This is a genomic window from Paenibacillus sp. sgz302190 (assembly GCF_059820445.1).
Window position 1 is genome coordinate 18,808 of the sequence record NZ_JBZYAO010000044.1, and the last position, 14,675, is coordinate 33,482.

The window sequence follows — 14,675 nt, forward strand, 5'->3', positions numbered from 1 at the left end:
CCTCCACGACGATTCCCTAACCTGCTTCAAAAAGGGAGCCGTTCATTAAAATGTACACGCGTACATTTTCTCATCCGGTTCCCGATTTTGTCAATATGCAAGGCGAAAGCAACACAATATTTTTTTCAGACAGCCGGATTTCGCCAATCAATTACAAATTGTATGTTTAATTGACTATATTTTTCCATTACCACCTGATTGTGATGTTGTATCCGTTTGCAGTTCGTTTTATCATTATTGAATGACTAATTATGAAGTGGAATGAGTGATCTTATTGAAATCAGTCGGTAGCCTGTTGCGTGAAGCCGCATCGAGAATGCTAGGAGCCGTCCTGGGAGATAAACGGCCTGCTGCCGCACAACATTCGTTCCAAACGGTACCCCGGATTCATCGCCGGAAAGAGCTGCTGGCTTTGCTGGATTCATCCGTCCGCGTCCTTCGGCAAGGAAAAGCGGCCTCTTTTCGGACTATTATACTGCTCGATATCGATCGTTTTCGCGATCTGAACATTTCGCTCGGATACTTGTCCGGCGATTTCCTGCTGAAGGAAGTCGCCCGCCGGCTGCTCGCCGTTCCTTCGTGCATACATGCGATCCGCTCCGGTGACGACGAATTTTTGCTGCTTATGCAGGCGCCATCCGAACGGCAGCTGGCCGCCGGCCTGGAACAGGTGCAGCAAGTCTTTATACAGCCGTTCGACATTGCGGGCGAAGAATGCTACGTCAATGCCAGCATCGGCAGCAGCACGATCGATATCCGTCCCGATACGCTGGAAGAAGCGCTCAAGCAAGCCGATCTTGCTCTTTTTGCCGCCAAACATACGGGGAAAAACAAGCAGGTCGCCTTCGACGGCATGATGGCGGTGCATCCCATCCGGCAAGTCCGCATGGAGACCGAATTGCGCAGGGCGATCCAGAAGGACCAACTGACGCTGTACTACCAGCCCCGGCTCGATCTTTCGAGCGGTGAAATCATTTGCCTGGAGGCGCCGGTCAGATGGAACCATCCGATTCACGGGATCATTCAGCCAAGCGAATTCATTCCTCTCGCCGAAGAGAGCGGTTTGATCATACCGCTGGGCGAATGGGTGCTGCGCCATGCATGCCTGCAAAAGAAAAAATGGCTGGAAGCCGGAATCATCAACTACCAGTTGGCCGTCAACATTTCGCCGTGCCAATTTCAGGAGCCGGATTTTGCCGATAAAGTCATTCGCGTTATTGAGCAGACCCGCCTGGATCCCAGTTTTCTGGAATTCGAAATTACGGAAAGCTCGATCATGCACAACCTGGACAAAACCGTGTCGATTCTGGAAAAATTAAGCACGCTGGGCATTTCCATTTCGATCGACGATTTTGGCATCGGCTATTCGTCCTCGAGACCACAACGATCTGGCGATTACGCACGCGATTATCCATCTCGGCCATACGCTCAATCTGCAGGTCGTCGCCGAGGGTGTCGAAGAAATCAGCCAGCTGGAAATATTGCGGGAAACGAAATGCAACACGATTCAAGGCTATTTGCTAAGCCCGCCGGTCTCGGCTGTCGAGCTGGAGACGCTGATTTCCTGCAAATCTTTAACGCTGCAATAGCGAAGCTGCACCCCAAGGAGGATGCAGCTCTGACAGTTCCTTATCGCCCCTTGCGCAGGGGCGTTTTTTTCTTCACCGGAGTGTACAGGCCGTGCCATCTGGCGTACCGGATCACTTTGGCGAAAATGCGCTTGTCTTTCAGCTTGCGAAAAATGTACGGATCGGGCGATGTGTTGACCTCCAAAATCCACGGGTGCAGCTTTTTATCGACCGCTACGTCGAGACCGATTTCCTTAACTCCCGGGTGCCGGGCATGCATGGCTCTGGCAACCTGGACTCCCAACGTCCGCAGACGGCCGATAAACTGCTCCCGCTCGGTTGCGTTCATGTAGCCGGCAAACAGAGCTTCCGCCGGTTTCAACGTTCCGCCGTTATGGAAATTCGTCACGATTTTACGGGGATGAGCCACCCTCCCGATGATTCCGGTCGCTTCCCATTTCCGCTGGGGGGACTGCTGCACCATGACTCTTAGATCAAAACGGCTCCCTTTATATGTTAACAAATGTATGCCTTTTTGAACGAGATAAGGACGATTGCGCGTTTTTTGAACAATTGAAGCGTACAGCTTGTCAAAATGCTTGAAGCGTCTTTTGATTTCCCCGGACTGATACGAGTAAGGATGCTCCGCCTCCGGCTGCCAATCTACCCGCATCACCCCGTTCCCGAACGTACCTACGTCGGGCTTGACATAGACCATTTTATGGCTGCCAAGCATCTGCTCCAGCGATTCGCCGGTCATCCGCTTCGTCGCGGGAATGCTCGGCCTCAGCTTCTCGGAAGCTTGAATCGCTACCGTTTTGGCCCATTTGCTGTAAATATATCTTCGCAGTTTCTGCTTCATGTCCTTCCTCCAGCTGCGTTCTGTAAAACTCGGCTAATGACTGGGCCGCCGCCTGCCAGCTGAAGCGCTGTACGGCGTCCTTGCGCGCCTGTTTTGCCAGATTTTTCGCCCATGCTTGATTTGCTGCGACTTCCACGATCGTTCTTGCAAATGATTCCGGATCTTTATAATCTTTGACGGTAATTCCGTTATGGCCGCTGCGAATGATTTCGTTGATGCCGCCGTTCGCCGAAGCAACAACCGGGATGCCGGAAGCCATAGCTTCCACGTTGACAAGCCCGAAAGCTTCATGCTCTTGCGACGGGCATACGAAACAATCCGCGAGCCAGTAAATTTCATGCAGCTTGGCGTGAGGAATGTGGCCCAAAAACTTCACAGGTACACCGAGTTTTCCGGCCTGCCTGCCCAGCTCGGTTTTATAGCTCTTGCACCGGGCTTTGCCGGCAATAAGCAGCCGGGCTCCGGGCACTTTTTTTCTGGCTGAATGGACAGCGTTGATCAGTACGGAGATCCCTTTTCTCTCGATAATCCGGCCGATAAAAAGCACTTGAAAGCTTCCGCGAAGCCGGTATTTCTTTTGAAACCGTTCCTTCTTTGCCCGAGACGCCGGGCGGAAACGGGCGACGTCCGTGCCAAGGTGAACTTTGGCAAGCTTGCTCTCCTGGTTCGGAAACAAGGCCGCCAGCTCATCTTGAAGCGAGCCGCTGTTCGCAACGATCCAGTCCACCCGGGACAATTGGGCATCCGCAAGCTCGACGGAGGTGTGCGGCGGCTGGACGAAGGTCAGGGAATGAAGGAATAAAGACACCGGCGTATGCGGCAAAAGCTCTTTGATCGCGGCAGCGTACTGCGGTCTGTTGTCCACTTGAATCAGGTCGTACGCTTGACCTTGAATGGCGTCCAGTACGGCTTGCAAATACGTATCCGGACTGCCCCCCGGCACCCTGACGATCGTCAAGGAGCCCTGCTTGGCAATACGCTTGTAACGGGGATTCCGTCTGCTGATAACCGTTACCTGATGGTGCTCAGCCAATTTGCGGGCAATGGCGTAAATGCATATTTCCACCGAGTTTCCAAGCAGCGGCGGCACCGGATATTTCTCGGGAGCGACAATCAAAATGTTCACGGAAGGGAGCCACTTCCTTGCAGGGTTCGCCCTGCGCTTTTTTGAACCTGTACCTATTGTATGAAGCGCCGGCCGTTTTGGCGACTCATCCCGTCCATATCGGATAAGCCTCTTTCGAGGCCAAAATCGGGCGGCCGACTACGCATGCGCTTAGCGCGCTCTCATACCACCGTGGATTTCATCCTAATCAGGTCAACTGTGTGCTCAGAAACCCACACGCCAGAGCCGGTCGCACAACCCGCGAAGAAAACCTGCACTTTTGCAGGTTTTATCAAGTGGCTGCGGCGATGCATGCGGTGGTGGCCTCGGCTATGCTCGCGTCGAGAGCCTCGACGTTGCCTGCGGCGGGGGCTCCGGCGATGCAAGGAAAAAACCTGCAAAAATACAGTTTTTTGCCCGGATGATACGCTGGCTGCGGCATATTCCTGCAAATGTGCAGGCTTTTCGACGCGAACAGGGGCTCTGGTTCATTTTCACCGAAAATTCCTGCACAATCGCAGGCTTTTTGCCAAAATGAACCATTTTTGCGAAGAAAACCTGCACTTTTGCAGGTTTTATCAAGTGGCTGCGGCGGGAGCCTCGGCGTTGCCCACGGCGCGGGCCCCGGCTCTGCTCGTGGCGGGGGCCTCCGCACCTCCCGCGGCGCCCGCCCTCGCGGGCACAAAAAAGAAGCTGCGCCCAAGCTCCAAGCTCGGGTGCAGCTTCTTTTTTGATCACCGGGTTCTCGCTTACGGCGCGTTCGTCAAAAACTGGGCGGTTGGATTTTTTTCCATCGCCGAACGCAGCGCGTACTCGCTTTCGAACAAGCCGACATAGTTGCCCTTCTTGTCTTTGACAAGCTGGGAATTGATGCGGAACTTGCCCGGGTCGATCTTCTCGTCGACAATCCAGCGGGCAAACTGGAAGTTTTGCCGCTGCAGCTGAATATCGACGCCGTATTCGTTCTTCATGCGGTGTTCGAACACCTCGAACTGCAGCTGCCCGACGACGCCCAGAATCGTATCCTCGAAGCCGATCGTCGTGAACACCTGAATCGTCCCTTCCTCCGTCAGCTGGTCGATTCCTTTTTGATACTGCTTATGCTTCAGCGCATTTTTGACCGTCACCTTGCTGAACAGCTCCGGCGAGAAAGTAGGCAGTTCGTCGAAAACGATCTCCTCTCCCTGGCTGAGCGAATCGCCGATCCGGAAAATACCCGGATCGAACAGGCCGATGATGTCGCCGGCGAACGCTTCCTCGACGATGTCGCGGTCCTGCGCAAGGAACTGCTGCGGCTGCGACAGCTTGATATCTTTGCCGGCGCGAATGTGCTTCACGGTCATGCCGCGCTCAAATTTGCCCGATACGATGCGCAGGAAAGCTACGCGGTCGCGATGAGCGGGATTCATGTTCGCCTGAATTTTGAAAACGTAGCCCGAGAACTTCTCCTTCGTCGGTTGAATGACGCCCGCGGTGCTGCTGCGCGGCTCCGGCTTCGGCGCCAGCTGCAGGAAGTTTTCCAAAAACGTCTGCACGCCGAAATTGTTGATCGCACTGCCGAAAAACACCGGAGTCAGCTCACCTTTGAGCACCTTCTCCATATCGAACGGATCGCCTGCCACATCCAGCAGCTCGATATCCTGGCTCAGCTGCTTGTGGAGGAACTCTCCCGCAATCTCTTTGACAAGCGGATCGTCCACACCGCTGACTTTGCGGACCTCGATCTGCTTGTGATCGTCGCCCTGGAACAGTTCGAGCTGCGTTTTCTCACGGTCGTAGACGCCGCAAAACTGCTTGCCCGAGCCGATCGGCCAGTTCATCGGATAAGAACGGATGCCGAGCACTTCCTCCAGCTCTTCCAGCAAATCGAAAGGATCGCGGCCTTCGCGGTCCAATTTGTTAATAAATGTAAAAATCGGAATGCCGCGCATCCGGCACACCTGGAACAGCTTCTTCGTCTGCGCCTCGACCCCTTTGGCTACGTCGATCAGCATCACCGCGCTGTCAGCCGCCGTCAAAGTCCTGTACGTGTCTTCACTGAAGTCCTGGTGACCGGGCGTATCGAGAATGTTCACGCGGTGGCCTTCGTAGTCGAACTGCATCACGCTGGACGTAACGGAAATTCCGCGCTGCTTCTCGATTTCCATCCAGTCCGAAGTGGCGTGCTTGCTGGCCTTGCGGCCTTTTACCGTACCCGCCAGCCGGATAGCTCCCCCGAACAGGAGCAGCTTCTCGGTTAACGTCGTTTTCCCGGCATCCGGGTGGGAAATAATCGCGAAGGTGCGCCGTTTGGCGACCTCCGATTCCAAAACTTTATTGACTTGCGTCGTCATCTGGTTAGTCCTTTCATTCGACATTTCCGGATCGCCTAAGCCGGCAATCCCTTACCTTGCCTTGCAATCCGAATCTACACATTCGCCTTCTGCAGCGGAACCGTCCAGTTCGCTTCCCCGATATAGGTGCGGTTGCTGAATTCTCTGCCCCGCAGCACCACTTTATCCGCATATACTTGCACGTACAAACCTTGCGATTTGTTCTTGGCCTCCTGCTGATAGGCGCGATTGAGCGGCCGACCGACAGAGGAATTGTGGAAATAGTGAAAATGTTCCTGCACATAATGCGGGGTGCCGTTCTGAAAATCCATGTGGCGGTGCCCGCAGAACACAAACACGTTTTTGTACGGCTTCAGCGCTTCCCTGAATGCCTTGGCGCGGATCAATTGATGCGACGCCCCGTTCGTATCGCCCGTCGGCAATGGCTGGTGTGTCATCACAAAAAGCGGTTTCCCCGGCACATAAGAAGCTTTGAGCCGCTCCTTGAACCAGGCCATCTGCTCATCGGAATACCAGGCGCCTTCGCCGACGTCCGGTTTTTCCTGCACGTACGCTTCCTGTGAAAGCAGCAGCATTGTGTGCCCTTTTGCCGTGTACTCATTGTACGGCTTGCCGTATCCGAAAAACTTCATAAACTGCTCTCGTGAAAGAGCGTCGGTCTTGCCGTTGGGCACCGCTTTCTGGTCCCAACTATTCGATTTGTTGATCCAGATCGTATAGTAATCATGGTTCCCCATGTTCGCATGTACCGGCGGCAGCTTATAGTCGTTTACAATGGATTTCAGCTCCTTGTAGTCCCGTTCCGTACCCGTATCCGTCAAATCGCCGGTAATGATGATCGCATCTACGGGGGAATCGTAATGAGTAATATCGTCAAGCGCCTGCCTCAGCTTGCGCACGGTCTGCGGATCGCCGGCCGTGACATGCAGATCGCTCAAAATAAAGTAAGACATAAGCAGCCCCGACTGCGGCGGTTCCGCAGCGGCAGCGCCCTGAATCGGCTCCCCATCCGCTGCATGGGCGGAAACGGCTTCCTCCTCGGGGAGAAATTTCTTCTTCACCAATTGGCTGAAAAAAGCACTGGCGCCAATAAGACCCGCCCCTATAAACATGAGCCATCTGAGAAACGCTCTCCGCGACATTCCGCACCTCTATCGTAACGAAGCCTATTTAAGCAAACTTAATTATATCATAAAATTGCCGCGCAATGTGATGGATCCCCTTCCATCGGACACAAAGCCGCAAAGGGCAGCCTCTCCATCGAGAGCCGCCCTCTGCGCAGAGCCGCCGGATTACAGCGGCATCGATTATGTCAAAACCGAAGTCTTCGGTTCCGTTACCCAGTCGACTTCCCCTTCGTTTTGCCCGTTGATCGGCCACCATTTGAAGCCGTCCTGCGCCAGCAGCTCCTGCGCTTGTTCCGGTCCCCAGGAGCCTGCCGGATACGGCCGCAAATCGCCCGGGCTCTCCGCCCATGCCGCGGCGATTTTGTCCACGTACTCCCAGGCGAGAGCCACTTCGTCCCAGCGGGTAAAGTAAGTGGAATCTCCGCGGGTCGCGTCGTACAGCAGACGCTCGTACGCTTCCGGCGTGTTGAACCCGACTTGGCAGCTTTGGCAGAAATCCATCGCGACCGGCACGATCACGCCTTCGGAGCCCGGCTGTTTGGCGTTCATTTTCAAATAAATGCCTTCCATCGGGTTGACGCGGAATACGAGCAGGTTCGGCTGCAAATCGTGCTTTTTCGCCAAATAGACGTTGTTCGGAATGTTTTTGAATTCTACGACAACTTCGGTCGTTTTGACCGGCAGCCGTTTTCCCGTACGGATGTAGAACGGAACTCCGGCCCAGCGGAAGTTGTCCACAAACACGCGAGCGGCAAAATACGTCTCCGTCGTCGACTGCGGATTCACCGAATCTTCGCTGCGGTAAGCGGGAAGCGCCTTGCCTTTGGCGGTGCCGTCCGTATACTGGCCGCGGACGACGTTCTCGCGGACTTCGTCGCTGGACTGGAAGAGGCGCAGCGAGCGAAGCACCTTCACCTTCTCATCCCGGATATCTTCCGGATGCAGACGGCTCGGCGGCTCCATCGCCATCATCATGAGCATTTGCAGCATGTGGTTTTGCCCCATGTCGCGCAGCGCTCCCGAGTGATCGTAGTACCCGCCCCGCTCCTCGACGCCGACCGTCTCGCTCAGCGTAATCTGGATGTTGGCTATGTACTTATTGTTCCACAGCGGTTCGAAAAACGCATTGGCAAAGCGCACAAACTCGATATTTTGCACCATTTCCTTGCCCAGGTAGTGGTCGATGCGGTAAATGTCTTTTTCCTCGAAAACTTGACGCAGCTGGCCGTTCAGACGCTCGGCGGAAGCCAGGTCGTATCCGAACGGTTTCTCGATGACCAGACGGTGCCAGCCTTGCGTTTCCAGCAGACCGCCTTCGCGGAGGTTATAGGACACATTGCCGAACAGCTCGGGCGCGAGCGCCAAATAGAACAGACGGTTGCCGCCTGTTTGGAACTGCTCATCCAGCCTGGCCGTCAATTTGTTCAGCTCGTGAAAACCCGCCACGTTGTTAATATCCAGCGACATGTATTCGAAATGCTGTGCAAAGTTCGCCCATTCGGCATCGTCTTTGATTTGATAGCGGGCGAATTCCTTGATGGAATGCAGCACGTCGTCGCGGAACTGATCATTTGAGCGGGGTCTTCGAGCCAGACCTACTACCGCAAAGTTTTCGCCCAGCTTGCCTTCGCGATACAAGCTGTAGAAGGCGGGGAACAGCTTTCTTTTGGCCAAATCTCCTGTAGCGCCGAAAATATAGAATACAGCTCCACTCATCTATGCATCATTCTTTCTTTATTGGGATTGGGTATTAAGCATAGCATACATAAAATAGGTGAGGGATTCAACTTTTCTTTTCATCAATTTTCTCAATAACCCGACTAAATTTTATTGATAAATAGACATCTGTCCATACCGAAACAAAGCCGGGCGAATAGGCTATAGTAATCAACTGACCCGGAGGTGTAATACGATCATGCAGCGAGTGTATCCCATAACCGAGGAAACCTGTTCAGCCTTGTACGGCAGACCGGTGCTCGTTTATTTAAAAGACGGTTCGGAAGTTACCGGCCTGCTGAGCCGCGTGGAGAAAGGCAAGTTCATTCTCAACGATTTTTCGGCGGGCGTCTCCAATTTCACTTTCGATCAGGGGAAGCGCGTGTCCGGTAAAAGCAAAAGCAAAGGCAAGGGCAAAAAATCGGCGGCCAAAGCGTCCGTCCAGGCTTTCCCGGCCGAACCGTTCCCGCAGCCTTTCGGCGAAGTGCCCCCGTTCGAAGGCTTCGGCCGCCCGACAACCGTTCCGCTGGGGACGATTGCCGTTTTGTTCGCGCTTGGTTTCTGAACCGCACAAAACTCATACGAGAACCGAAACAGGGCTGTGGGAAATCCACGGCCCTGCGTTTTTTCACGATTGTCCTATTCAGCGGATAGACTTGCTCATCATATAACAGCCCAACTCCGGATAATACTCCTGCACTTCATATCCTCTCCGCAAATAAAAATGGTATGCCCTCGGATTGCTGTCATCTACGAAAAGCCGTGCGGTTCGGCACCCTTTGGCTTTGCCGTATGCTTCGCCGGCGCTCATCAACTTCTGCCCCCAGCCGCGGCTCTGGTCTTTGGGGGCCACCGCCAGCATGTCTATATACAAAACACTCGACTTGCAGATCAGTGAAATAAAGCCAAAAGGATACCGGTTGCCCTTCGCCGCGACCAACGTGGCGCATTTGCTCAGCCTCTTGCGAATTTCCGCTACTGTAGCTGAAGCGCCGGCGTTCGCCGTTTTTGAAAAAGGAACCAATTGATCGACGACCAAGCGATGAATGACGGAATCATCCAAGGAAGCTATTCGTTTACGAATCATGCTGCACCGCCCTCACAAGAAGCAATAATGCTATCTTATGATCGCGATTCGCACGTTGACCCAGCCTCTTGTTCCGTAGATCGGATTATTTGACGGTCAATTAGCCAATTTACCCCAGACGGAAGCGGTGATATAGTAGAAGTAGGCGGAATATTCGGATAAAAGATGAGAAGAGAGGTGATCAACTATGATTAATGCCTACCCTATTACGATGCTGAACAGCTACCAGACAACCAAAGATTACTATAAAGTAAGCGCGGTCCGCAGCGTTAGCGGCAGCGGCGCGTACACATCCCGGCAATTCCTGAATTTGCCGTACGAGCAATTGCCCTACAAGCAGTTGGCGCGGTCGGCGGCGCAAAGCTTGTCCGGGCTCGTCCAGTCCGCCCAGAACGCCAAGCAGTCCGCACAAGCTTGGCTAAGCAAAAGCGCCCGCCTGGATCTTCGTTCGGAAGCCGACAGCGAAAAAGCAATCGCCCCCCTGGAGAAATTCGTAGCTTCTTATAACGAGTTTCAAAAAAGCCTGAGCGAATCTCAGGGGCAGCTGAACCAAACGCTCGCCTTGGGGATGGAACAGGCGGCCAAATCCTACAAGCTGGAGAGCCTCGGCATTACGCCGCAGGAGGACGGAAGCCTGCTGCTTCAGGTCGATGAGTTTAAAAAGCAGGCATCCGGGCGCTTCGCCGACGTGTCGAAGAAGCTGAAAAGCTTGAGCGGCTTCGCTTCGCTGCTCAGCAGCACCGCCGACAAGCTCGGACAGCTTCCGACGGATGCGTTCTTTCAGATGCAGCGCTCGTCTTTGCAGCCTTACGGCCAATACCGCCCGCAGCTGCAAACTTATCTTCCGGTGCCGATGACCGGACTGCTGCTCGACGAGCGGATGTGAGCAGGGTCCGGAAGCTCCGCCTGGAACAGCGGTGTCGACAAATAGCGCTCCCCGGTGTCCGGCAGCAGCACGACGATTTTTTTGCCCTTGCTGCCGGGCCTTCGGGCAATTTGCGCCGCCGCATATACGGCTGCACCCGACGAAATGCCGACGAGCAGTCCCTCCGTTCTGCCCAGTTCGCGCGCCGTCTCGAACGCCTCCTCGTTTTTCACCAAATAAATCTCATCTACGACCGATTTGTCATAAATACTCGGGACGAAGCCCGGTCCCAGGCCCTGAATCTGATGCGTTCCCCGCTTGCCCCCCGACAATACCGGGGAATCGTGCGGTTCCACCGCAACGATCTGCACAGACGGCTTGCGCTGTTTCAGCACCTCGCCGACGCCCGTAATCGTGCCGCCTGTACCGACGCCGGCAACAAAAATATCGACCTCGCCGTTCGTATCCCTCCATATTTCCTCCGCCGTCGTACGCCGGTGAATGTCCGGGTTCGCCAGGTTGTCGAACTGATGGGCGATGAACGCGTGCGGAATTTCCTTCGCCAGTTCCTCCGCTTTCCTCAAAGCGCCGAGCATGCCCTCGGCTCCCGGGGTAAGCAGCAGCTCCGCTCCCAGAGCCTGCAACACGTTTCTGCGCTCCACGCTGAACGTCTCCGGCAAAACGATGATAAGGCGGTATCCCTTGACCGCCGCGACAAACGCAAGCGCAATTCCCATATTGCCGCTCGTAGCTTCAATGATGACCGAGTCCTTGTGCAGCAATCCTTTCTCCTCGGCATCCTGGATAATCGCATAGCCGGCACGGTCTTTGACGCTCCCGGCCGGGTTGAAATATTCCAGCTTGCCGATCAAGTCCGCCTCAAGCCCGTGGCTCGCTCCGTATGCGGCAAGCTCAAGCAAAGGCGTATTGCCGATCAGCTCCGTCAAGTTTTTGGCGATAGGGGGTCTGCTCATATTCATTCCTCCGATTCAAACTGTTATTTTTCCCATTAAATTAGTCGGCAATATAGCTAACGATACTGTACGGAAACAAGCAGCAAGCTTTTCCGCTCAAACGAAAAATACCTTCGAAGGTGGAAGGTATTTTCATTATAAATCCGTTAGTTACCATTGTAGCAAAACCTTCAGCCATTCCGCAAATTCCTATGAAACCGGCAGAACCGGCTGCTTCTTGGCGGACGGCTTTACATCCCTCGGGATGGGGCAAACGTAGCTTCGCCCGTTCAGACGTTCCTTCAACTCCCGCTTGGCATCCTCCAGAACCTGCGGCTGCAGCAATACGTCCAGCGCCGCAGCCGCCATAACCTTGGCTGCATGCAGCATTCCCTTATGGGCGATGGAAGAAGTGCCGAGCGTTACCCACTGCCACGAATGCGGCGGCGAGCCGACGACGAAACAGGCTGTCGTGCATTGAACCGTAGGCGCGATCCAGCTTACGTCGCCGACATCCGTCGAACCGTAAAGCATGGAGGGGCCGTCGTGCGGATTCAACCGGTCAGCCAGAGCCTTATCCCGCATCCCGGCGGGAATATTCGGGGCGCTGTTTTTTTCCGTCTCGGTCAGCGTTTCCCGCAATTGCCCGGCCCATTGCAGCTCGTTCCGGTCAAAATCCGGTAATCCGAGCTGTGTAAAGCACTCGAACATCACCCGCTCCAGTGTATTGTTGGGCACCAGATTGGAGCAAGCTTTGTCAAATACAATGCTCACTTCCGTACCGGTCATGAGCGCCGCACCGCGGGCGACATCGCAAACTCTTTCGTAAATTTCCTGCGTCTGGTCGAGGCGGGGAGCCCGGATCAAATACAGCACTTCAGCATGGGCCTGAACGACATTCGGAGAAAGCCCTCCTGTATGGGTTACCGCGTAGTGAACTCGCGCATCCGGCACAATATGCTCCCGCAAATAGTTGACCCCTATATTCATCAGCTCCACAGCATCCAGAGCGCTGCGCCCAAGGTGCGGACTGGCGGCGGCATGGGCGCTTCTGCCCTTGAACCGATAGCTGACCTGGTAATTCGCCAGCGAATCGACCGACATCACGCTGTTGTAATCCATCGGATGCCAGCAAACCGCAAAATCAATATCGTCGAACAGCCCCTCGCGGGCCATAAAAGCTTTCCCGGAACCGCCTTCTTCCGCAGGGCAGCCATAATAACGGACCGTTCCGGCAATTCCCCGTTCTTCCATCCATTCCTTAAGCGCAACCGCAGCGGCAAGCGAACCGGTTCCCAGTAAATGATGGCCGCAGCCGTGGCCGCTGCCCCCGGGAATGAGCGGCTCTTCCGCCAGCGAGCCCGGCTTCTGGCTCATTCCCGACAGCGCGTCATATTCGCCGAGAAAAGCCGCAACAGGCCCGCCTGTGCCCCAGTTCGCCACAAAAGCCGTCGGGATGCCGCCGACACCCCGCTCCACTGCAAAGCCTTCTTTCTCCAGCATGCCGCTCAAAAGCTCGGCGGAGCGGAATTCTTCAAAGCGCGTCTCCGCGTATTCCCAGACGGCATCGCTGATTTGGCAATAAACGTCCCGTTTTCGCTCGATCAATTCGGCGATTTTTTGCAAACCGTTCATGAGCATTCCGTCATCTCCTTTTGCGATCCGCTTTAAGTCATTTCAGCCGTCATTTCGTTAAGCGGTATATTTTGCGCGGCCTGCCTCTGACCGACTGCAGCTCTTCGCCTTCGTATTCGGCCAGGCCAAGCTCGCACAGGCTGACCATAATTCGCTGCGCATTCCGCTTGGTCATGGATAAGTGCGCGGAAAGATCCGAGGTCGTAAACCCGTCCCAGGACATCCGCTGCACCAGCGCTTCGATTTTTTTATACGTTTTGATGCTGATGTTGCCCTTGTTCAGCTTTTCCAGCAGCGCTTTATCATTGGAGCGATACGTATAGGTCAATTCGGCGTCACTGCCGACGCCTTCCGTAATCAGGCCGTTTTCCTGCACGACAACGATGCCCTTGCCTTCCTTCTCCTTGGCGTACTGCAATCCTTTGCGCGCATTAATCTCGGCGGACAAAGCGGTTTGCCCAAAGCCTATCCCGATTGAAACCGGCACGCCCGCCTCAAGCGAAATTTGGCTTACCGTATCGTTCAACAGCTTCATTTCGCGTTCAATGGCTCCGCGGGAACTGAAAATCTGATACTTCCCGTCCCCGATTTCCATCAGGGAGCCGTCGATTTTTTCACAAAACTGCAGCAGCATCTGCTTAACTTTCAGCTCCAGATACTGGATATGGTAGCGTGTAGCCGCTTTTTCCGCGATCAGGTCATATTGCTCCAATAAAATGATTTCCACCGCAATTTGCGTATCCTTGAAATACGAACTTTTTGCCTGCTCCACCATGACCTTGATCGCCTGGCGGATATCCATCCTCGTCATCTCGATCCGGTATGCGGGCGCGCCCGCTTCTTTGAGGAGCGTGTACACGTAATTCATGCAGGTGAGCGCTCCCTGCGTCTTCCCTTCCCTCAGCTGCTTTAAATGAAAATCGACGATGAGCTGCGGGTCGTTGTAATCGAACATTTGCAAATCAAAACAAGCTTCCGGCACCCCGGCCTCCTGCAGCGATTCGTTGAAATCCAACTCCTCCGACCCGATCATATCGATGGAAAACCGGCTTTTATCGCCCCGCTGTTCCTGGCGCATTTGCAGCAAAGCTTTGTAAAGGCTGGCCCCGGTCGGCTTGCAATAAACGACATTGGCGCTTGCTTGCAGCATGTCTTTTGCATGCGAATAAGGGATAGGCCCCGAAAAAAACCAGCCGTCCACTTCATGTCGGTGCGTTTCGATAATCGTTCTCGTTTCTTGCGGATGATAATACGGATAAGGGGTAAACGTGACCGGATAGGCAGCTTCGCGGGCTACCTCCAAAATTTTATTAACAGACGGCACGGGGCCGATAACTCCGAAACGGTAAACCATGCGCGAATTGCTCCTTCATCGCCAGACTTTCCTACTCTAATGATTATAGCAAGATTACTTTGAGGCAGAA

13 protein-coding genes and 1 pseudogene are annotated in these 14,675 nt (G+C 54.4%); 5 read left to right on the forward strand and 9 right to left on the reverse strand.

The window, feature by feature from the left end; genetic code table 11:
* Window positions 1-316 precede the first annotated feature (316 nt).
* Together AC6RNO_RS31385 and AC6RNO_RS31390 are read left to right on the forward strand one after the other, a co-directional pair.
* Window positions 317-1,312, forward strand: a pseudogene (locus tag AC6RNO_RS31385) (putative bifunctional diguanylate cyclase/phosphodiesterase); the annotation flags it as partial.
* A 40-nt stretch (window positions 1,313-1,352) separates the two neighbouring features.
* Window positions 1,353-1,589, forward strand: coding sequence for an EAL domain-containing protein (locus AC6RNO_RS31390; RefSeq protein ID WP_474679907.1), 237 nt, complete (start codon window positions 1,353-1,355; stop codon window positions 1,587-1,589).
* 40 nt (window positions 1,590-1,629) lie between these two features.
* Here the strand turns inward: AC6RNO_RS31390 and AC6RNO_RS31395 are convergent, their stop codons facing one another.
* Both AC6RNO_RS31395 and AC6RNO_RS31400 read right to left on the reverse strand, forming a co-directional pair.
* On the reverse strand, window positions 1,630-2,406 hold the full coding sequence (locus AC6RNO_RS31395; protein ID WP_497107880.1) for a YheC/YheD family protein: 777 nt from the start codon (window positions 2,404-2,406) through the stop codon (window positions 1,630-1,632).
* On the reverse strand, window positions 2,288-3,556 hold the full coding sequence (locus tag AC6RNO_RS31400) for a glycosyltransferase (protein WP_497107864.1): 1,269 nt from the start codon (window positions 3,554-3,556) through the stop codon (window positions 2,288-2,290). Before AC6RNO_RS31400 ends, AC6RNO_RS31395 begins: the two co-directional genes overlap by 119 nt.
* 259 nt (window positions 3,557-3,815) lie before the next feature.
* Here AC6RNO_RS31400 and AC6RNO_RS31405 point away from each other — a divergent pair, with 259 nt between their 5' ends.
* Entirely contained in the window at window positions 3,816-4,073 is a 258-nt protein-coding gene (locus AC6RNO_RS31405) for a hypothetical protein (protein WP_497107865.1), read from the forward strand.
* 211 nt (window positions 4,074-4,284) lie between these two features.
* Here the strand turns inward: AC6RNO_RS31405 and AC6RNO_RS31410 are convergent, their stop codons facing one another.
* The 3 genes from AC6RNO_RS31410 to zwf all read right to left on the reverse strand — a co-directional run bounded on the left by AC6RNO_RS31410 (window position 4,285) and on the right by zwf (window position 8,711).
* Window positions 4,285-5,868, reverse strand: coding sequence for a peptide chain release factor 3 (locus AC6RNO_RS31410; RefSeq protein ID WP_474680245.1), 1,584 nt, complete (start codon window positions 5,866-5,868; stop codon window positions 4,285-4,287).
* A gap of 74 nt (window positions 5,869-5,942) precedes the next feature.
* Window positions 5,943-7,010: a metallophosphoesterase gene (locus tag AC6RNO_RS31415; protein ID WP_497107866.1), complete on the reverse strand. Its 1,068-nt coding sequence runs from the start codon at window positions 7,008-7,010 to the stop codon at window positions 5,943-5,945.
* A gap of 165 nt (window positions 7,011-7,175) precedes the next feature.
* The gene (zwf, locus tag AC6RNO_RS31420; protein WP_497107867.1) at window positions 7,176-8,711 is read right to left on the reverse strand and encodes a glucose-6-phosphate dehydrogenase; all 1,536 of its coding nucleotides are present in this window, start codon (window positions 8,709-8,711) and stop codon (window positions 7,176-7,178) included.
* Window positions 8,712-8,910: 199 nt separating this feature from the next.
* Here zwf and AC6RNO_RS31425 point away from each other — a divergent pair, with 199 nt between their 5' ends.
* Complete coding sequence (locus tag AC6RNO_RS31425; protein ID WP_474679903.1) at window positions 8,911-9,276, forward strand: hypothetical protein; 366 nt, start codon at window positions 8,911-8,913, stop codon at window positions 9,274-9,276.
* 78 nt (window positions 9,277-9,354) lie between these two features.
* Here the strand turns inward: AC6RNO_RS31425 and AC6RNO_RS31430 are convergent, their stop codons facing one another.
* Window positions 9,355-9,798 (reverse strand): GNAT family N-acetyltransferase, encoded by a 444-nt coding sequence (locus tag AC6RNO_RS31430; RefSeq protein WP_474679902.1) that lies wholly within the window; start codon window positions 9,796-9,798, stop codon window positions 9,355-9,357.
* 187 nt (window positions 9,799-9,985) lie between these two features.
* Between AC6RNO_RS31430 and AC6RNO_RS31435 the strand changes: the two genes are divergently transcribed.
* Entirely contained in the window at window positions 9,986-10,684 is a 699-nt protein-coding gene (locus tag AC6RNO_RS31435; RefSeq protein ID WP_474679901.1) for a hypothetical protein, read from the forward strand.
* Here AC6RNO_RS31435 and cysK read toward each other — a convergent pair.
* From cysK to AC6RNO_RS31450, 3 genes are all read right to left on the reverse strand, one after another.
* Window positions 10,636-11,637, reverse strand: coding sequence for a cysteine synthase A (gene cysK, locus AC6RNO_RS31440; RefSeq protein ID WP_497107868.1), 1,002 nt, complete (start codon window positions 11,635-11,637; stop codon window positions 10,636-10,638). The two genes, AC6RNO_RS31435 and cysK, sit on opposite strands and share 49 nt — an antisense overlap.
* 189 nt (window positions 11,638-11,826) lie before the next feature.
* Complete coding sequence (locus tag AC6RNO_RS31445; protein ID WP_497107881.1) at window positions 11,827-13,251, reverse strand: amidohydrolase; 1,425 nt, start codon at window positions 13,249-13,251, stop codon at window positions 11,827-11,829.
* A gap of 49 nt (window positions 13,252-13,300) precedes the next feature.
* Window positions 13,301-14,605 carry a helix-turn-helix domain-containing protein gene (locus AC6RNO_RS31450; protein WP_474679899.1) on the reverse strand — a complete coding sequence of 435 codons (1,305 nt, stop codon included), beginning with the start codon at window positions 14,603-14,605 and terminating at the stop codon, window positions 13,301-13,303.
* Window positions 14,606-14,675: the final 70 nt, after the last annotated feature.